Raw genomic sequence first — 19,099 nt, 5'->3', positions numbered from 1 at the left:
CCGCACTCGAAACACGCTTGCCCCCGGACCACCCTAGTGACCGACAGTGACAGAGGAGCAAGCCGAAGCCCGGAACGCCGACCACACCATCGACGTCGACGAGTTCTACGACGCGCTCGACGCGCAGGGCCGGCCGGTCATCACGGCCGACCAGCTCGCGCGCCACCTCGACAGCACACAGGAGGCGGCGACACAGGGGCTCGAAGCCCTCGAGGCCCAGGGCGCGGTCGAGCGCACCGACGCAGGTATCGAGCCGACCATCTGGTACCCGAGCGACTGGGGCGCGATGCTCGAACGCGAACGGGTCGTCTTCTTCCCGGAGCGCCGGCAGTTCGTCGTCGACCAGCCGAAGCAGTTCACCCGGGCGCAGTGCTCGCAGTTCGCCCACCTTATCGACACGACGCGGTCGGGCGGCTACCTCTACGAGGTGCGCCAGGCGGACATCTGGCAGGCCCCCTACGAGACGTTCGAGAAGCTCGAACGGACGATGCGGCAGGTGCTCCCCGAGCGCGCACCCGAGTTCGAGGCGTGGGTCGAGGACCAGTGGAAGCGCGCGAACCAGTTCGTCCTCCGGACACACGAGGACGGCTACGTCGTGCTCGAGGCCGCGAACGAGAGCCTCATGGGAAACGTCGCGCTGGAGAAGCTGCCCGCCGAGTGCATCCGGGCCCCCATCGACGACGTGACCGCGTGGGTCGCCGCGGAGCAGATAGCCACGGTGAAACGCCACCTGTACGAGGCGGGCTACCCGGTGCAGGACGAACGCGACCTCGAGGGCGGCGACGAGCTGCCGATGGAGCTCGGGCTCGTACTGCGTGACTACCAGCAGTCGTGGGTCGACCGGTTCATCGAGGCGAAGTCCGGGGTGATGGTCGGCCCGCCGGGCAGCGGGAAGACCGTCGCCGCGATGGGCGTGATGAGCGAGATCGAGGGCGAGACGCTGATCCTCGTCCCGTCGCGCGAACTCGCCGGACAGTGGCGCGACGAGATTCTCACCCACACCTCGCTCACGCCCGAGCAGGTCGGCGAGTACCACGGCGGCACGAAGGATATCCGCCCCGTGACGGTCGCCACCTACCAGATCGCCGGGATGGACCGCCACCGGAGCCTCTTCGACTCTCGCGAGTGGGGCCTCGTCGTCTACGACGAGGTCCAGCACATCCCCTCGGACGTGCGCCGACGGACCGCGGACCTGCAGTCAAAGCACCGCCTCGGGCTCACCGCGACGCCGGTGCGCGAGGACGACCGCGAGGAGGACATCTTCACGCTCGTCGGTCCACCCATCGGCACCGACTGGGACGCACTGTTCGAGGCGGGCTACGTGCAGGAGCCCGAGGTCCACATCCGCTACGTGCCGTGGGCAGACGACGAGAAACAGAGCGAGCACGCCAGCGCCGAACCCGGGCACCACCGTCGGCAGCTCGCCGCGATGAACCCCGCGAAGGTCACCGAGACCCAGCACCTGCTCGCCGAGCACCCCGAGAAGAAGGCGCTCGTCTTCGTCGAGTACCTGGACCACGGCGAGCAGCTCGCCGAGGCGCTCGACGTGCCCTTTATCTCCGGCGAGACGCCCCACGCGCGCCGCCGGGAGCTGTTCGCGGAGTTCCGGCGCGGTGACCGGCGTACGCTCGTCGTCTCCCGCGTCGGCGACGAGGGCATCGACCTGCCGGACGCCGAGCTCGCCGTCGTCGTCTCCGGGCTCGGCGGCTCCCGCCGGCAGGGCGCACAGCGCGCCGGTCGGACGATGCGCCCCGAGGGCACCGCGCTGGTCTACGTGCTCGCCACGAGAGGCACCCGCGAGGAGGGCTTCGCCAAGCGACAGGTCCGCCACCTCGCCTCGAAGGGCATCGGCGTGCGCGACGGGCCGGCGGAGGCAGTGGAGTGACGGAGCGAGACAGCAGCGACCGAAGAATTGCCGTCGTCGGGAGTGTTGACCCCCTCGGCGTGCGAGGGGTGACCATGGTCGACCCCACATCCGACATCGGCGACGTGGACCCCGAGGACGCCCCGGCCTGTGCCGTCTGCGGCGCGGCCGTCACCGGCGACGACCACCGGGTACGCTCGTGGGTCGAGGACGGCAACGTCGAGCATCGCCACTTCTGTGACGACGACTGTCTGGAGAACTGGGACGGCTAGTCAGTCGTCGGCCGACTCCTCACCAGCCGACCCGGCGACGATCTCGCCGAGCCCGTCCACGGGCCGGTCGGGGTTCGCGTCGCGTGCCTCCCTGGAGAGCCCGAGCTGGTAGCTCGCACTCTGCTCCCGGAGCTTCGTCCGGCCGCGGTGGACGGACACGTCGCCGTTGAGATGGAGTCGTACCGCCTCGAGCAGCGCGTCCGCTTCGAGGGGCTGACCGCGCTCCTTCATCGTCCCGATGTCGGCGTCGTCGGGCACGTCGAACGCCCGCTGGGTGATGATTGGCCCCTGGTCGAGGTCCGTCGTCACGTAGTGGGCGGTGACGCCGGCGATGCGGACGCCCTCCTCCAGCGCCTGCCGGTAGGCCTTCGCGCCCGGGAAGGCGGGCAGCAGGCTCGGGTGGATGTTGATGATGCGGTCCTCGAACCGGAAGACGACGTCCGGGCTGAGGATACGCATGTACCGCGCGAGGACGATGAGGTCGGCGTCGTACTCCCCGAGGAGGTCGAGGATCTCGCCCTCGTCGGGCGTCCCCTTCTCGTCGCCCACGTCGTGGAACGGCACCTCGTACTTCTCGGCGAGGGGTTCGAGGTCGTCGTGGTTCGCGATGACCACCGAGATGTCCGCGCCGAGGTCGCCGCTGGCCCACGCCTGGAACAGCCGCTCCAGGCAGTGGCTCTCCTTCGTGGCGAGGACGGCGATCTGCTGGGTCTCGCGGTCCGCGGGGAACCGCACCTGCACGTCGACGCCCAGCTCGTCGCCGAGGTCGTGCAGGTCGTCGCGCAGCGTCTCCTCCTTGCAGACCATCTCCGCGGTGTCGGCATGCAGTGTCATCCGGAAGATGTCGTCTCGGACGGCCTGGTCCAAGTCCTCGACGTTGATGCCGCGCTCGAACAGCAACGAGGTGACGCGTGCGATGAGTCCGGTCTTGTCTCCTCCGACCACCGTAATCTCGGTCAGCTCTGTCGTCATCGGTACCACCTCCGGTCGTGGGTCGTCGGAGACATCACTTCTCGCTCAGGCCGCGGGCGTGCAAAAGCGTTCGCATCCGTGCAATGGGTCGTGGTAGAACGAGACGTGAGGGAGTTTGGCTGGGACGGCAGTGTGACGGGAGCGTTGCTCGTCGATGCTGCTGCGACGGGTACACTACTCGTGAACTTCCGAGGTCAGCTCACGATGGCGACCGGCACCGGCATGAAACAGAGCAGGCCGAGTGCGAACGTGAGCACGCCGAGAGCCATCCGACCGCGGCCCAGTTTCTCCGCGTCGCTGACCGGCGTCGCGGAGCCGGCGGCGGCGATGAACGCGGCGAAGCCACCCCAGAAGATCCAGATGAACACCGAGTCCCAGGCGATCTGCTCGACGAAGTGCAGGTAGCCCGCGAGCGAGAACAGCCCGACCGGGACGAGCGTCGCCACGGTGTCGTGGGACTCGCCGAACATCGCCCGCATGATGTGGCCACCGTCGAGCTGACCCACCGGGATGAGGTTCAGCAGGGTGACGAACGCGCCGGCCCACGCGCCGATGACGACCGGGTGCGCGTTCACCGTCGGGTCGGCGTAGGAGAGCTGCTGGCCCGTCAGGTAGGCGATACCCTCGATGAGCGGCGGGAACTGCAGCTGGATGGTGACCGCGTCGGGACCGGGAGCGAAGCTCTCCGGGGCGACCACCGGCGGGAGGTAGAGCCCGACGACGGTTACGAGGACAGTCGCCACCAGTCCCGCCAGCGGGCCGGCCGCGCCGATGTCGAACAGCGCCTTCCGGTCGGGCATCCGGCCGCGCATCCGGATGACCGCACCCATCGTCCCGATGAGCGTCGGGAACGGCAGGAAGTACGGGAGGGAGGCGTCGACGTCGTGGTAGCGGCTCATCACGTAGTGACCGAGCTCGTGCGTGCCGAGGACGAACAGGACGGCCGCGGAAAAGGGCCACGCCGTCAGCACCGCCTCGACGGGGTGTGCGACGGGGTCGACGTAGAACCATTGGGCTCCCACGTACAGCGTCGAGACGACCGTCGCGACAAAGAGCAGTACGTTCGTCCAGGGAATCCCGTCGGGACCGCGGGTAGTCGGTTCCGCGACGATGACGTATCGGCCGGCTGAGGTCGTCAGCTCGGCGTCGTAACCGGCCTCGTGGAACGCACCCCAGACGTTCCGCATCGTCATCTCGGGGGTTCGCAGCGGCGTCCCGTAGTAGTAGATCGTCTCACCGTCTCGTCGCACGTCTTCGACGTAGAACTCGTCGGCGAGAGCGGAGAGCGATGGACCGGCCTCCGGGACGGACTGTGACGGCGGCTCGTCGGCGGCCATGTAGGAGTGCGTTAGTCGTCACGTCGTAAAAAGCCACGGCGGAACGGTGGGTCGCGCGTGGCGGGTGAGGCGTCGGGGACCAACGGGCCGACGCTGTGGGGAACCGTGTAGGGTCGCGGTGCGGCCCGCGATAGTGGTGGTGGTGGTGGGATCGGGGTGGTGTGGTCGGTCTGGTTGTGGTGGTGTGGGATGCCGGGGTGTGGGGACCGTTGCGACCTAGACGGGCTCGACCCGCCAGGTCGTCGCGCTCGTGTACGACCACTTCTCGATCTCGAGGTCCGTGGCCGAGTCCTTGAGCTTGACCATGAGCGCGCCGATCTCCTTCGGGGAGAGGCCGACGTCGTCCGCGATGAACTTCGACTTGAAGTACATCTCGCCGTCGGTCGCCTTCTCCCGCAGGTACTCCTGCAGGCGCGTCTCCTTGTTGGCGGGCGTGCTGTCAGCGGAGGGGTTCTGTGTAGCGCTCATGTTGCGTTCGCCTCATCCGTCCCAAGCCACCGGGAGAGGTTATAAAGGGCAGTTGCTTCGGGCTGTTTTGATATATTTCGAGTGAAATCGGGGTAAGAAGACATTTCATGCGAGTTCTGAGAGGCCAATCGAGTATTTCAGAGAGCGTTAGAAGTTTTAAAGCCGTAGCTAACTCTTTCGAGCCGGTTGTCGTCTGACGCACGTCAGAAAACAGTTTTCCCGCCAGGACGCCCGAAAACAACACCCGAAACGTGTCAGGCGCGCTTACTCAGCACCGGGCTCTCGCTCGTGGACCCAGAACTCGCCGTCGGTCGTCGCCTCCTTCTTGAAGATAGGGACCTCGTCCTTGAGGCGGTCGATTCCGTCCGAGACGGTGGCGAACGCCTCGGGTCGGTGTCCGGCGAGGACGACGACGAACACGATGTCCTCCCCCGCGGCGACGACGCCCGTTCGGTGGTGCATGACGACCTCGTGGACACCCTCGCGCGCCTCGAGTTCGGTCTCGATGACCGCCATACGCTCCTCGGCGACGCCCTCGTACGTCTCGAACTCGAGGTGAGTCGTGCGCTCGTCGTCGGGGGCGTCCCGCGCCCGGACCCGGCCCGTGAACGTGGCGATTGCGCCGGAGAACTCCGCACCGGGGGCGCTTTTGGCTCGTTCGACCAGCGATTCGAGCGTCTCGTGGGGGGTCCGGTCGTGGAGCGCGGCGACGACCGACTCGACATCGACGTCGTCCGCGGACTCACCGCTCGCGAGCACCTCGCCCGCGTAGTCGGCGTCGCCGAGGACGACGCCCGGGACGCTCGCGTCGGGGACGTCGTCGAGGACACAGTAGTCGTGGTCCGGCGCGAGGTCGTCGACGAGGCCCGGAACCTCCCGGTCGTCCCCTGTCGCGAGCCAGCCCCCCGAGCCGACCGCGACGGCGGTGTCGACGCCGTCGGTGCGACGGTCGGCGGGGACTGGTGACGACTCCGTCGACCGTTCGACGGTCGCGACCGTTCCCTCGTCCGGGAACGCGGCGACGAACCGGTCGCGGAGCGCCCGTCGTCCGGCGTCGTCGTCCCCGACGACTGCGAGTACGTGCATACCGGAGTGGTCAGTCGGCAGTCGCTTGTAGGTGTCGCCGACGGGCACTTGGCAATCCTTAAGAGACGCAATCGGCTACTGGCCGGTAGCATGAAGGTAGTCGTCTCCGTCGGCGGCAGCGTCCTCGCGCCGGAACTCGACCCCGACCGGGTCGCCGCGTACGCGGACGTTGTCAACGAGCTCGTCGCGGACGGATGCCAGGTCGCCGCCGTCGTCGGCGGCGGCGGTGTCGCCCGCGACTACATCGGCACTGCGCGAGACCTCGGTGCCAACGAGATCGAACTCGACCAGATCGGCATCGACGTCACTCGGCTGAACGCCCGGCTTCTCATCTCCGCACTCGGCGAGAACGTGGTGACCGCGCCCGCGAAGGACTACGAGGCCGCCGGCGAAGTGATGCGCAACGGCGACGTGGTCGTCATGGGCGGTGTCGCCCCGGCACAGACCACCGACGCCGTCAGCGCCGCTCTCGCGGAGTACGTCGGTGCCGACCTGCTCGTCTACGCGACCTCGGTCCCCGGCGTCTTCTCCGCCGACCCCGAGGAGGACGACAGCGCGGAACGCTACGAGGAGCTCACCGCGAACGACCTCGTCGACGTCATCGCCGGGCTGGAGATGAACGCCGGTGCGTCCGCACCCGTCGACCTCCTCGCCGCGAAGGTCATCCAGCGCTCGGGCATGCGCACCATCGTCCTCGACGGCAACGACCCCGAACGCGTGCTCACCGCGGTCCGCTACGGCGACCACGACGGCACCGACGTCATCCCCGAGGGCACCGGCGACGAACTGACCTACTGGGCCGAGTAGGCGCTGCTGCTTCTGCTTGACAACCCTTAAGCACGCCAGTCGGGTACGCACAGCCATGCAATCGACACGCGCTGACGCGACCGAATCCGGGGTGAGCGACCGGTGAGCGCCGACGAGGCGACCAGCCCGTACACGCTCCAGGCCGAAGAAGAGGACGGGGGCGAGCGCCGACACGTCTTCTGGGCCGACCAGATCGCCGACGCCATCGAGGCCAGAGAGCCCGACGACCCCATCGTCATCAAGGGTGGTATCTCCCCGTCGGGTGTCCCGCACTTCGGCAACATGAACGAGGTGATGCGGGGCTACTTCGTCGCCGAGGTCCTGCGAGAGCGCAGCCACGAGGTCCGGCAGGTGTTCACCGCCGACGACCGCGACCCGCTCCGGAAGCTCCCCCGGAAGCTCGCCAACCTGGACGGCGAACTCGTCGACCTCGGCGACGTGAACGCCGGCGCGCTCGGCCGGAACCTGGGCAAGCCCTACACCGACATCCCGGACCCCTTCGGCTGCTGTGACTCCTACGGCGCGCACTTCTCCGCGCTCATCCAGTCCAGCGCCGACGCCCTCGGCGTGCCCATCGAACTCGTCTCGAACACCGCACTGTACGAGGACGGCGAGTTCGAGGACGTGACCCGGTTCCTGCTGGCGAACCAGGACACCGCCCGGACCGTCCTCGCGAAGTACCAGGACAAGGTCGACGCCGACTACGTCCCGTTCAACCCCATCTGCGCCGAGTGCGGCAAGGTCACCGAGACCATCACCGCGGTCCGGCCCGACGAGGGCGAGGTCGACTACGTCTGCACCGACATGGAGGCCGGCGACAACGTCATCTCGGGCTGTGGCCACGAGGGAACCGCCACCCTGCGCGAGGGCAAGCTCCCCTGGCGCTTCGAGTGGCCCGCACAGTGGCGCGTCCTCGGCGTCGACTTCGAACCCTTCGGCAAGGACCACGCCGAGGGCTCCTGGCCGTCCGGCGACGACATCGCCCGGAACGTCCTCGGCAACACCCCGCCCGTTCCGATGGTGTACGAGTGGTTCACGCTCGACGGCAAGGCGTTCTCCTCCTCCGAGGGCCACGTCGTCCTCGTCGAGGACGTGCTCGAACTCCTCGAACCCGAGGTCGTCCGGTTCTTCTTCGCGAAGAACCCGAAGAAGGCCCGGGACTTCTCCATCGAGCGACTCGATCAGCTCGTCGACGAGTTCGACCGCTTCGAGAAGCTCTACTTCGGCGAGGTCGAGGGCACCGGGGACGAGACCGCCAGGGCCGAGCGCGTCTACCCCTTCGTCGTCGACGAGACCGACCCCGACCGCATCCGACTCCCGTTCACGTTCGCCGCGGTTCTCGGGATGTTCGACGACCCGGACCTCCGCGAGCAGGTCGCCCGCAAGGAGGGCCACATCCCCGACGACGCCGACCAGGAGACCATCGACGACGCCCTCGCCCGCGTCGAGCGCGCCCGGAACTGGGCGCGACGCACCGACAACGAGTTCAACTACGAGCTCAAGCGCGCCGAGATGCCCGACGTCGACCTCGACCCGGCCACCGAGGACGCGCTCGACGAACTCGCCGACTTCGTCGCCGAGGGCCACGACGGGGAGGAGATACAGGGCGAGATCTACGAGACCGCCAAGCGCAACGACATGGAGATCGGCGGCCTGTTCACCGCCGGCTACCGCCTCTTCTTCGACGAGGAGCAGGGACCGCAGCTCGGGACCTTCCTCGGCAAGCTCGACCGGGACTTCGTCGTCGCGCGACTGCGGCGGAAACGCTGACGCGTCGGGATTCTCCTTTCTGTACGGCCGTAGCCGGGTTTTCGAACGCAGCGAGCCCCGGCAGTCGCGGGAGCCGAGATCTGTAGATTTCTGACTGTTCTCGGAATCGGCAGTTCAATCTCGAGAGAGCATCGTTCACAGGACCAGGATAGTGAGTACCTCGTACAACACGTACAGCAGAACGATGAGGATAATCGCCCGCATAAGATGACCCACAGGGTTGTCAGGGAGCTCGTCCCACGCCTCGGCGAGGTTGACACCCTCGGCCGAGTTTGCCGGTTGGGCATTCATTGACCGCGCCGAGGTCTGCTGGCCCTGTCCAGCGAAGATGTCACCGCCGAACATCCGTTCGAGTTCGCGGTCCTGCCGGTCCATCATCGCCTCGAACTCGTTGTAGTCATCGAACCGGTTCTTCACCTGGCTCACGTACGAGGCCGAGCAGTCACACGCCTCCGCTATCTCCTTGTTCGTCGCGTTCGGGTTGCGATGCCAGGTGAGCAGTATCTCGCGCTGGAGCGCGGTCTTGTCACCACTTCTCATGGCATTCCGTTCGAGTGCGAACCAAAAGCCCTGATGGCTGATACTGCATGGTCCCGTGATGATGACCGAATCGATGTGGCAGCAGAGCCCCCTGCCCGCCGCCGGTTCGATACGGCCAAACCAAACGCATTTCCCCGCGCCTCCCTCAGTATCTCGCAATGGTCTCCACCCTGTGGCTGGGTATCGCCGGCTTCGTCCTCTACTGGATGCTGGTCTGGGCGGCCAAGAAGGAGAACCTCCTCCCGTCGTACGTCTCGACGCAGGGACCGATCCTGCTGGTCCACACGAAACGGGGGCGGAAGTTCCTGAACTGGCTGGCTGGACCGAAGCGGTTCTGGCGAGCCTGGGCCAACGTCGGCCTCGGCATCGCGCTCGTCGTGATGTTCGGTGCGTTCCTGTTCCTCCTCCAGGGCGCTATCCTGACGATCCAGAACCCGCCGGCACCGAGCGCGGTGAATCAGCCCCGCAACGTGCTCGTCATCCCGGGCGTGAACGACTTCCTGCCGCCGCGGGCCACCCCGGGCATCCTGTTCGGGCTGCTGGTCGGACTGGTCGTCCACGAGGGCGGCCACGGCCTGCTCTGCCGGGTCGAGGACATCGACATCGAGTCGATGGGCATCGGCCTGCTCGCCATCCTGCCGGTGGCGGCCTTCGTCGAGCCGGACGAGGAGGACCGGCGGAAGGCGAACCGCGGCGCGCAGTCGCGGATGTTCGCGGCGGGTGTGACGAACAACTTCGCAATCACCGTGGTGGCGTTCGCGCTGCTGTTCGGGCCGGTCGCGGGCTCCATCGGCGTCGCCAGCGGCGCGCTCGTCGGCGGCGCGCTCCCCGGCTCCGCGGCGGCCGACGCGGGCATCGACGGCGGCGACAGAATCACCGCCGTCGACGGGACGGCCGTCGAGAACAACAGCCACTTTCAGGAGATCGTCGACGAGCAGAACGCCAGCCAGCTCACGGTGACGGTGAACGAGGACCGGCAGGTGACGCTGAACCGGAGCGTGCTCGTGACGGGCGCACTGGAGGACGGCCCCGCGGATCTCGAAGCCGGGGACACGATAACGGCGGTGAACGGGACGCCCGTTTCGACCGCCGCCGAGTTCGAGGACGCCATCCGTGTGTCGTCCGGCGAGACGACCGTGACGACGGAAGACGGCGAGGAGCGACGGTTCGTCGCCGGGGCGTACCTCCGCCCCATCGAGGGCGAGCCGCTCGCCGAGGCGGGCGCACCCGCCGGTGAGAACGTCGTCGTCACCCGGTTCGGCGACACGCGAGTCATCTCCTACAGCGACATCGGCGATGCCATCGATGCGAGAGCGCCGGGTGACACCGTCGAGGTCGTCCTCTACGACGGCGAGGAGCGCTCGGTCCACGAGGTCACGCTCGGCACGCAGGACGACGGCAGCAGCTTCCTGGGCGTCGCACCGCTCGCCCAGGGCACCAGCGGCGTGACCGTCGACGACGTGGGGCTGGAGTACTACCCCGCCGAGGCGTACCTCGCCATCCTCGGCGGCGGCGACCAGTCGATGCTCAACTCGTTCGCCCAGTCGTTCGTCGGGAAGGTGCTGTTCGTGCTCGTCCTCCCCATCGCGGCCGTGATGCCCGGCGGCGACTTCCCGTACAACTTCGCGGGCTTCATCGGCGAGATATCGAACTTCTTCGTCGCCACCGGGCCGCTCGAGTTCCTCGGTGCTGGCGTGCTGTTCGCGGTCGCGAACGCGCTGTTCTGGACCGGCTGGATCAACGTCCAGCTCGGCGCGTTCAACTGCATCCCCGCGTTCCCGCTCGACGGCGGCCATCTGCTCCGGACCTCGACCGAAGCCGTCCTCTCGCGGCTCCCGTTCGAGGTGACCCGCCGGCGCGTGAGCGCGGTGACGACGACCATCGGCGTGACGATGTTCCTCAGCTTCGTCGTGCTGGTGGTCGGACCGCAGTTTTTGGCCGGCTGATCGTTTCTGGACGCTCAGATTGGTCCCGTAGACAGCACGTTCGACCCCTCCGTCGTGGACCACTCGCACGAGTGCGACCCGCGGCCTGGCGAGACTCCTCCGTCGTCTCGCTGCCCTCCGCTCGACACGCTCGCGGGCCGCGCGCCTGTCGGCTGATCGGTCGATGTCGCAGGCGGGCGGTTTACAATAGAGGGGTCTTGTTTAGACGCTGGAGGGAGGCTTCACACCGGTGAACTAACTGACCTTTGCGTCAGATTTGAGGAGTGTGCCCTCTCGTCTCTCACGCTTCACAGATCGCCTCGTAACACTGGCGAAACGCGCTGTCTCTGGCGACCCTACACCAGCGGTCAAGAAAGGTGACGGTGGCTACGCTGACTGGGTAATCGTTGTGATTCACGGTCTCCGCAGATACCTCGATCTCCCCTATCGACGGCTCCTCGATGCTCTCCACGAGATGCACGGAATAGTCGCAAAACTGAATCTTAAACCGAACGAGTTGCCGGACTTCACGACTGTCTGCGCACGAAAGCAGCAGCTCAAGATAGCGGTCTGGCGAACCCTTCTTCGACTCTCTGCTGATCTTCACGACGTTGGAGGTGTGCAGGCTATCGACGCAACTGGCTTCGACCGCCATTCGGCTAGCCGCCACTACGCAAACGGGACAAACTACACATTCCGATCAGTCAAGGCAACAGCGTTGGTAGACTGCGAAACCAGTACTGTCTTAGATATTCACTGTTCGATGAAGCAACCTCACGACACCCAAGTCGGGCGGCAAGTACTCACGCGGAACCTCAACCGATTAGAGAGCGTTACCGCTGACAAAGGATATGACTGGGATGACCTACGTGAACAACTTCGGGAGGCCGACGTTCGACCAGTGATCAAACACCCAGAGTTCTCTCCGCTTGATATGGTGCACAACGGTTGACAGGACGAGGACATCTATCACCAGCGATCAATCATTGAGGACGTATTCTTCGGGCTCAAGCAGCAGTACGGTGATACTCTCCGGGCACGAACATGCTGCGAACAGTTTCGAGAACTTGTTCTGAAAGCAACTGTGAGAAATCTTGAACCGACTCTCTAACGTCGGTCATCCTACACAAAATATTTATCATCTTAGAGTAATTTTTTCAATATGGCTACCTCCACACGAACGCCTGACACCCGAACATTATCGGGTATACTCATCGGACTAGTCGTTCTCGGAATTGCTCTCTTAGTCGCAAATATACCGAGTTCCCCGCTTCGGAGCGGGAACCTCGAGTTATTTGCTATCTTTGCGCTCCCGCTAGTGATCTCGCTGGTTGCGTATGTTCGATTCGCTGAACCAGTTGTCTGGTGGGAGGTTACCCTATTAGGCGTCTGGGGGGCGCTTAGTATCGCCCTTACAACCTTTGTCGGATTTCTGGCGACGATGGGGACGCCCGGCGGCTATCCGGGTGCCGGGGTCGAGCTTATCCAAAATATCGGTATGTTTCTGGCGGTAACGCTTGGGCTCAGCGTCCCCTATGGTCTCGCTGGGAAGTTCCGTCATGAACACCCCCGACGAACGGTCGTGAGCGCCCTACTTGGTTCCGGTCTCCTATTCGTTCTCTTTAATGCTGTCGCAGTTGCGGTATAGGAACTTCAACTGAGCAACTGATCCAAGGTATCTTTGGCGAAATAACTGAGCTATTGCTCAGCGTCTAAACAAGGCCCAATAGAGGTAAAATTCGACGGCCAGCTACTCCTCGTCGTTGTCGATTCCGTGGGCCTCGTAGAACTCCTCGGGCGTGGCGTCGATGCGGTCGAACTCGTCGCTGTAGTAGTGCTCGTGGTGGCGGATCATCTGCTCGACGATCCACGCCGAGAACGTGTCGTCGAACCGCCACTCGCCGTCGACGGCGGGGACCTCGAACCGGTCGTCGCAGGAGAAGGCGACGTAGACGTGGTAGAACCCGAGGATGACGTCGGCGAACTCCTTGGCCTTCATCGCGGAGTCCTCGCGGCGGCTGTCGAGTTCGTCGTAGCCCGTGTCGGTCAGTTCGAAGTACTTGCGGTCCGGTTCGTCCTCCCGCTCGATGCGCTCGGCCCAGCCCTCGTCCTCGAACTTGTAGAGGATGGGGTAGACCGAGCCGTAGGATGGTTCCCAGTGGCCACCGCTGAGCTCCCGTATCTCCTTGAGGATCTCGTACCCGTACCGCGGTTTCTCCGCGAGCAACTCGAGCACGAGATAGGCGATGAGTCCCTTCGGTGGACCGCTTTTCCGCATTATCGCGTGGTACCCGCGGTGGACGTGAAAGGGTTTCGATACTGAGGATGGCTTGCCAGCTTCTCGGTCGCGTCCCGCCATCGGCCCCCTCCCTCGGACGAATCAACACGTCCTTACCCGGCCGCTCCGAAGCCTCGGCCATGCAGCGACGCGAACCTCCGGTGACCGAGGAAGGCTGGTACGCACTGCACGACTTCCGGACCGTGGACTGGGACGCGTGGCGCGACGCCCCGGAGCGGACACGCGAGCGTGCCGTCGGGGAGGGAATCGCATTCCTCGACGCCCACAGCGACCCCGAGACGGGCGGGACGGCGGTGTACACCATCCTCGGCCACAAGGCCGACCTCATGGTACTGCACCTGCGTCCGACGCTCGACGAGCTGGACCAGCTCGAACGCGGCTTCGAGTCGACGGAGTTCGCGGGCTTCACCGAGCAGACGGGCTCGTACGTCTCGGTCACGGAGGCCTCGGGCTACACCGAGCGCGCCCGGGAGTACTTCGAGGGCGAGGTCGACGACGACTCCGGGCTGGCGAAGTACATCCAGTCGCGACTCCACCCGGAGATACCGGAGATGGACTACCTCTCCTTCTACCCGATGTCCAAGCGCCGGACGGGCGAGGACAACTGGTACGACATGCCGTTCGACGAGCGCGCCGAGCACATGGCGAGCCACGGCGACATCGGCCGGGACTACGGCGGCAAGGTCCAGCAGATGATCACGGGCAGCGTCGGCCTCGACGACCACGAGTGGGGCGTCACCCTCTGGGCCGACGACATGACCGACGTGAAGGACCTGCTGTACGAGATGCGCTTCGACCCGTCGACCTCCCGGTTCGCCGAGTTCGGACAGTTCTACACCGGCCGCCGGTTCGAGGCCAGCGACCTCCCGGCGTTCATGGCCGGCGAGACCGTCCCCGCCGCGGAGGGCGGCCACCACGACGAGGGCGCTCACCATCACGGCGACGCGCACGGTCACGGCGAGGACGGCCACCACCACGGCGACGCACACGGCGAAGGGGGCCACCACGACGAGGAGGAGCGTCCGGCCACCGACCACGGCGCGGACGTGCGCTCCGCACTCGAGGAGGAGGGCGTCTACGGCGGCCAGCCCCACGGCGAGGACGTCTACGCGGTCGTGCTCTACTCCGAGGCCGACCCCGACGAGCTGTTCGACGAGGTCGCGGGCCTGCGCTCGAACTTCGAGCACTACGACTCCCACGTGAAGACCGCGGTGTACGGGTCCGACGGCGACGCCCCGGCGGCGGTCGCGAGCATCTGGCAGACCCAGTCCGCCGCCGACACCGCAAGCGGCTTCCTCTCCGACCTGCCCGGCATCGTCCGGCAGGCCGGCGACGACGCCGACGCCGACACCTGGGGGACGATGGGGATGTTCTACACCACGAAGCCGGAGAAGCGCGTGGACTTCGTCGAGAAGTTCGAGACCGTCGGCGACCTCCTCGCGGACATGGACGGCCACATCACCACCGACCTGCTCGCCAACCGCGAGGACGAGAACGACATGTTCATCGCCTCGCGCTGGGAGTCCCGGGACGACGCCATGGCCTTCTTCCGGTCGGACGCGTTCTCGGACACCGTCGACTGGGGCCGTGACGTGCTGGCGGACCGTCCGCGCCACGTCTTCCTGGCCTGACCGGCCAGCCACCCCTCGTCGGGACTGCGGAGTGGAAGTGAAATCCTGCGGGGGGATTCGCCCGCAGGCGGGGGCACTCCATCGGAAAGAAAGGGGTATCGGTTTCGTGTTCGCGGTGAACACGACGACCACCCCCCGCCCGCGCCAGAGGGGGGAGTCTGCGCGGCAGGGGGTTCGTGCGGACCCGAATCGGTCACGCTCTCGCTCGACGGTGTCCGGCCGTCGAAACCGAGAGCAGGAGTAGCGTGCACCCCGACACAGAAAGGTAATCGCCCGTTTTCGAGGAGAATGGACCGATTAGCGAGCGGTAGCTACGTCGCCTGCTTGTCGATGTTCGCCGCGTCGATGTCCTCGCCCCCGACCGACGAGCGGAGCACGTCCATCCCGTCGTCGCGGTCGATGCCGAAGTCGTCGGCGTACAGCTCGGCGACGCGCGCGACCTCCGCCTCGGAGAGGGGCGGGACCTCGCTCGCGGCGGCCCACTCGTCGATGTCCGCCTTCGTGCGGAACGTCGGCGTGACCGTCGCGACCTGGTCGTGCGAGAGGAGCCACCGGATACTGGCCTGGGACATCGTGCGCTCGCCGGCGTTCCCGGACGACGTCCGGGAGCTCGACGAGGTTCCCTCGTCGGCGCGCTCCAGGAACCGCAGCGCCTCGACCTTCTCCCAGCCCGTCTCGTACCACTCGTCCGGCCGGTAGGAGCGGTGGTCGTCGTCGTCGAGCTCGGTGTCCGGCGTGACCTGCTCGTTCAGCAGGCCGGAGGAGTGCGGGACGCGGGGGATGAGGCTCGTCGACGAACCGGTGCGCTCGATGGTGTCGAGGAAGTGGTCGCCGACCTCCTGTTCGAGCACGTTCCAGACGAGCTGGAGCGAGTCGAACTCCTGCTCGATGGCCATGTCGCCCTCGGCGAGCCAGCCGATAGAGGGGCCGAGTGCCCAGCCGACGGCGTCGACGAGGCCCTCCTCGCGGAGCTCGTCGAGGACCTCGAGCACGTCCGCGTCGACCTCGTCGACGTTCGCGTTGTGGAGCTGGAGCACGTCGACGTGGTCGAAGCCGAGGCGGTCGAGACTGCGCTCGGTGGCGGTGCGGATCCACTCCGGTGTGATCTCTTTCGGGAGTTCGCCGTGGCCGGCCTGCGGGTTGTTGTAGAAGTCGTAGCCGACCTTCGTGGCGACGGTCACCTCGTCGCGTCGGTCGCCGAGGGCCTCGCCGACGAGCTCCTCGCTGCGGCCGTGGCCGTACACGTCACCGGTGTCGAAGTAGGTGATGCCCTGGTCGTGGGCGTACTGCAGCATCTCGACCGCCTGTTCCTCCGTGCGGTCGCCCCACCAGTCCGTGCCGACAACCCACGCGCCGAAGCCGATTTCCGACACCTCGACGTCCGAGTCACCGAGTTCGCGGTACTGCATACCTCCGGCTAGGGAACGGTCCCACTTAGCGGGTGTGTTTCGTTCCCGGGTCGCGGGAATGCAGCTTCGGCGCAGGCTCCGTCAGGTCGACCTCGAGCACGAGTGCGAGGACGGCGGTGAGGACGAGCGTTAGGACGGCCGTAACCCCGGCAATCGCGAGGGGGCCGGAGACGGTGCCGAACGCGACGGTCGCGCCGACCGACCGGCGACAGCGCCGATGGCTGCACGGCCAGCGGTGGCGTCAGCCTCGCGGAGGGAGGACAGGGTGTCCGACATACGCCACGGTCGAACCGCCGGACCGATAGCTCTTGTCGTGGGTCGGGGATGCCCCACCGGGGAGAGGGTGTCCAGCGCGCCGGTCGCTCGCCGTCTGTCGCTCGACGAACTGGACGACGACGGCGACCTCTCTGCCGGTCCGTTCCTCGATACGCGCCTCGAGTGTGCGGTGCAACGCCGGATACTGCCCGTCGGCGTCCCGTGTGACGACGACGGTCACCTGCTGCTCGTCGACGACGCTGACGACCGGCCGCCCGTCGAACTGGGCACGTACGACGACGAGCCCGAGCTCCTCGTAGCGCGGCTCCTCGAGCGTCTCGCCGACCGCCTGGTTGACCGACTGCTCGAAGCCGGCGTGTGCGGCGACGACCACACCACAGACGGCGACGACGGCGAGCAGGGCGACCGCGACAACGACCACCGGGAGGACCCGGTCGCGGCTCATCGACGGTGCACCGTCGGCGAGCACGTCGCGCGTTCCCGAGTCGCTGGCCCGCGTCCGGCCGTCACCGGGCCGGTAGCCCAGGTACCAGAGGACAGCGACCCCCGAGACGTGGATGGAGACGACGTTCAGCACGAGCAGGACGAACGCGCCGAGGGCGACCGCCGGGACGCCCCACGCGATGCCCACGCCGACGGCTGCCGCGGCCGGGATGAGCGCCGCCGCGACCATCACGCCGACGAGCGTCACCGAGACGCCGGTCGCGAGCCCGAACGCGCCGGCCGCGCCCGCACAGAGGCCGACCGTGACCGAGAGCAGCCCGGGCGAGATGCGCTGGGAGATCTGCTGGGTCGTCGTCACGTCGAGCGCTGGCGGGAGGAACGCGGCCGACTTCAGGCCGAGACTGAACAGCGTCGCACCGACCACCGCGAGCAGGAGGCCCAGCAACTGGGTCCGGAAGCCCTCGATCATCATCTCCCGGTCGAGCAGCACCGTCCCGACGCTGGCGGTGAGCGCCGAGCCGACCAGCGGGGCGATGACCATCGAGCCGACCACGATGGCGGGCGAGTCGAGCAACAGCCCCGCAGTCGCGACGAGTACGCTCAGCACCGTCATCGCGGAGTACGTCGCCGGGCTGGGTGTGAGGTCGAGCGCGGTCGAACGGATCTCCTCGGTCGCGATGCTGTCGTCCTCCTCGTCCCCCGTGATGAACCGTTCCTCCAGTTCGTCGTCGTGCTCGGAGAAGACCGTCTCCGCGCTGGCGACGACCGTGTAGGTCTCGTCGACCGCCGTCGTCTCCCGGAGGTCGTCGAGGACGGTCTCGACGGCCTGCGTCGGCAGCGGGAACTCGACGACGACCGCGTCGTCGCGGCCGCTGTCCTCCTCGAACAGCAGGTAGTCGACCCCGTGCTCGTCGAGCACCGAACGGACGGCGGACACCTCCGACGGCTGCAACCGGTCTCCAGCCGTCGGCACCTGGTCGCAACCGGGCGGCGAGCGACCCGCCGAACCACACGCCGTCCCGGTGATGTACAGGGTTCGGACAACCGAAGGTCCATACGGCTGCCCGCCGAACGGGGAGCCATGACGAAACGGCACGTCTCGCTCCCGGCCGACGCGGAGGCTGGTGTTCGCGCGTTCATCGACGAGGTCGACGAGCGCCTCTCGTCCGACGAGGACACCTGCACGGTCGTCGAGGAGACGCTGGTCGACCTGCACGGGGACCGCGATGCCTACGAGCGCTGGCAGAACGACGCCGAGGTCTCGCCGGCCGAGCGCGTCCGGCTCCAGGGCTACGACCCATGCAACACGACGCTCGAGTCGGAGTACTACGCCGAGAAGGACGAGGACGTGTTCGAGCGTTCGAAGCACCTCCAGTGGCTCTGGCGGCAGTTCGACGCCACGCCGATGGCCGACAACGTCGCGTTCGCACTGCGCTTCCGGGCGATGCTCGCCGAGCACCTGTTCGAGGACTGCGGGGAGAACTGCCGGTTCTTCAAGGGTATCACGTTCACCTACGGGCACAACATCAGCGTCGGCGACAACGGGGTCGTCCACGACGACGTCCACCTCGACGACCGCGGGAAGCTGACCATCGGCGACCGCGTCTCCATCTCCGACGACGCCCACATCTACAGCCACGACCACGACATCGTCGACCAGACCGCGGTGTCGAACTACCACACCATCGTCGACGACGACGCCCGCGTCACCTACGACTCGATGGTCCGGGCGGGCTGTCGCGTCGGCGAGAACGCCGTCGTCGGCGCGAAGAGCATCGTCGGCAGCGACGTGCCCGACCACCACGTCGCCGTCGGCCAGCCCGCGAGGAGCGTCCGCGTCAAACCGGGCTGGGAGGACGTCGCCGACCCGCTCGAGGACGCCAACGTCGACCGACGCGACGAACGCGAGCTCGCGACCGGGCTGCCCGACGACCTCGACAGCTTCGACGAGTTCGGCCGCGACCTGTCGCCACCGAAGTAACAGGTTTTTACTCCGTCG

At 66.8% G+C, this 19,099-nt stretch carries 16 protein-coding genes and 1 pseudogene; 9 read left to right on the top strand and 8 right to left on the bottom strand.

Going from position 1 to position 19,099, the window contains the following annotated elements; translation table 11 throughout:
- Positions 1-46 precede the first annotated feature (46 nt).
- Positions 47-1,885, top strand: coding sequence for a DEAD/DEAH box helicase (locus NO345_RS03140; RefSeq protein ID WP_256296417.1), 1,839 nt, complete (start codon positions 47-49; stop codon positions 1,883-1,885).
- A 74-nt stretch (positions 1,886-1,959) separates the two neighbouring features.
- Positions 1,960-2,136, top strand: a complete 177-nt coding sequence (locus NO345_RS03135) for a DUF7576 family protein (RefSeq protein ID WP_256296416.1) — start codon at positions 1,960-1,962, stop codon at positions 2,134-2,136.
- On the opposite strand, the gene NO345_RS03130 is transcribed toward NO345_RS03135, so the two are convergent.
- From NO345_RS03130 to NO345_RS03115, 4 genes are all read right to left on the bottom strand, one after another.
- Positions 2,137-3,108: a formyltetrahydrofolate deformylase gene (locus NO345_RS03130; protein WP_303646710.1), complete on the bottom strand. Its 972-nt coding sequence runs from the start codon at positions 3,106-3,108 to the stop codon at positions 2,137-2,139.
- Between the two features lie 194 nt (positions 3,109-3,302).
- Positions 3,303-4,445, bottom strand: coding sequence for a site-2 protease family protein (locus NO345_RS03125; protein WP_256296412.1), 1,143 nt, complete (start codon positions 4,443-4,445; stop codon positions 3,303-3,305).
- A gap of 216 nt (positions 4,446-4,661) precedes the next feature.
- The gene (locus NO345_RS03120) at positions 4,662-4,913 is read right to left on the bottom strand and encodes a DUF7123 family protein (protein WP_256296410.1); all 252 of its coding nucleotides are present in this window, start codon (positions 4,911-4,913) and stop codon (positions 4,662-4,664) included.
- A 264-nt stretch (positions 4,914-5,177) separates the two neighbouring features.
- A complete protein-coding gene (locus NO345_RS03115; RefSeq protein ID WP_256296408.1) occupies positions 5,178-5,999 on the bottom strand; it encodes a molybdopterin synthase in 822 nt (273 codons plus the stop codon).
- A 90-nt stretch (positions 6,000-6,089) separates the two neighbouring features.
- Between NO345_RS03115 and pyrH the strand changes: the two genes are divergently transcribed.
- Together pyrH and lysS are read left to right on the top strand one after the other, a co-directional pair.
- A complete protein-coding gene (pyrH, locus tag NO345_RS03110) occupies positions 6,090-6,806 on the top strand; it encodes a UMP kinase (RefSeq protein WP_256296406.1) in 717 nt (238 codons plus the stop codon).
- Between the two features lie 102 nt (positions 6,807-6,908).
- Positions 6,909-8,576, top strand: coding sequence for a lysine--tRNA ligase (gene lysS / locus NO345_RS03105; RefSeq protein WP_256296404.1), 1,668 nt, complete (start codon positions 6,909-6,911; stop codon positions 8,574-8,576).
- A 135-nt stretch (positions 8,577-8,711) separates the two neighbouring features.
- Here the strand turns inward: lysS and NO345_RS03100 are convergent, their stop codons facing one another.
- A complete protein-coding gene (locus NO345_RS03100) occupies positions 8,712-9,116 on the bottom strand; it encodes a hypothetical protein (RefSeq protein ID WP_256296402.1) in 405 nt (134 codons plus the stop codon).
- A 158-nt stretch (positions 9,117-9,274) separates the two neighbouring features.
- On the opposite strand from NO345_RS03100, the gene NO345_RS03095 reads away from it, so the two are divergent.
- The 3 genes and pseudogenes from NO345_RS03095 (at position 9,275) to NO345_RS03085 (ending at position 12,689) form a co-directional block, all read left to right on the top strand.
- Positions 9,275-11,062, top strand: a complete 1,788-nt coding sequence (locus NO345_RS03095; protein WP_256296400.1) for a site-2 protease family protein — start codon at positions 9,275-9,277, stop codon at positions 11,060-11,062.
- A 265-nt stretch (positions 11,063-11,327) separates the two neighbouring features.
- Positions 11,328-12,152: pseudogene (locus NO345_RS03090) on the top strand (IS5 family transposase).
- Positions 12,153-12,203: 51 nt separating this feature from the next.
- On the top strand, positions 12,204-12,689 hold the full coding sequence (locus tag NO345_RS03085) for a hypothetical protein (protein WP_256296398.1): 486 nt from the start codon (positions 12,204-12,206) through the stop codon (positions 12,687-12,689).
- Positions 12,690-12,791: 102 nt separating this feature from the next.
- On the opposite strand, the gene NO345_RS03080 is transcribed toward NO345_RS03085, so the two are convergent.
- Entirely contained in the window at positions 12,792-13,319 is a 528-nt protein-coding gene (locus NO345_RS03080; RefSeq protein WP_256296396.1) for a PadR family transcriptional regulator, read from the bottom strand.
- Positions 13,320-13,459: 140 nt separating this feature from the next.
- Between NO345_RS03080 and NO345_RS03075 the strand changes: the two genes are divergently transcribed.
- Positions 13,460-14,971, top strand: a complete 1,512-nt coding sequence (locus NO345_RS03075; RefSeq protein WP_256296394.1) for a heme-binding protein — start codon at positions 13,460-13,462, stop codon at positions 14,969-14,971.
- 311 nt (positions 14,972-15,282) lie between these two features.
- Here the strand turns inward: NO345_RS03075 and NO345_RS03070 are convergent, their stop codons facing one another.
- Both NO345_RS03070 and NO345_RS03065 read right to left on the bottom strand, forming a co-directional pair.
- On the bottom strand, positions 15,283-16,380 hold the full coding sequence (locus tag NO345_RS03070; protein WP_256296392.1) for an aldo/keto reductase: 1,098 nt from the start codon (positions 16,378-16,380) through the stop codon (positions 15,283-15,285).
- 241 nt (positions 16,381-16,621) lie between these two features.
- Positions 16,622-18,019 carry a TIGR00341 family protein gene (locus NO345_RS03065; RefSeq protein ID WP_256296390.1) on the bottom strand — a complete coding sequence of 466 codons (1,398 nt, stop codon included), beginning with the start codon at positions 18,017-18,019 and terminating at the stop codon, positions 16,622-16,624.
- A 162-nt stretch (positions 18,020-18,181) separates the two neighbouring features.
- On the opposite strand from NO345_RS03065, the gene NO345_RS03060 reads away from it, so the two are divergent.
- Complete coding sequence (locus NO345_RS03060) at positions 18,182-19,081, top strand: acyltransferase (RefSeq protein WP_256296389.1); 900 nt, start codon at positions 18,182-18,184, stop codon at positions 19,079-19,081.
- Positions 19,082-19,099: the final 18 nt, after the last annotated feature.

This window comes from Haloarchaeobius salinus (genome assembly GCF_024464185.1).
Taxonomy (GTDB): domain Archaea; phylum Halobacteriota; class Halobacteria; order Halobacteriales; family Natrialbaceae; genus Haloarchaeobius; species Haloarchaeobius salinus.
This window is presented reverse-complemented; position numbering and strand designations above follow the sequence as displayed.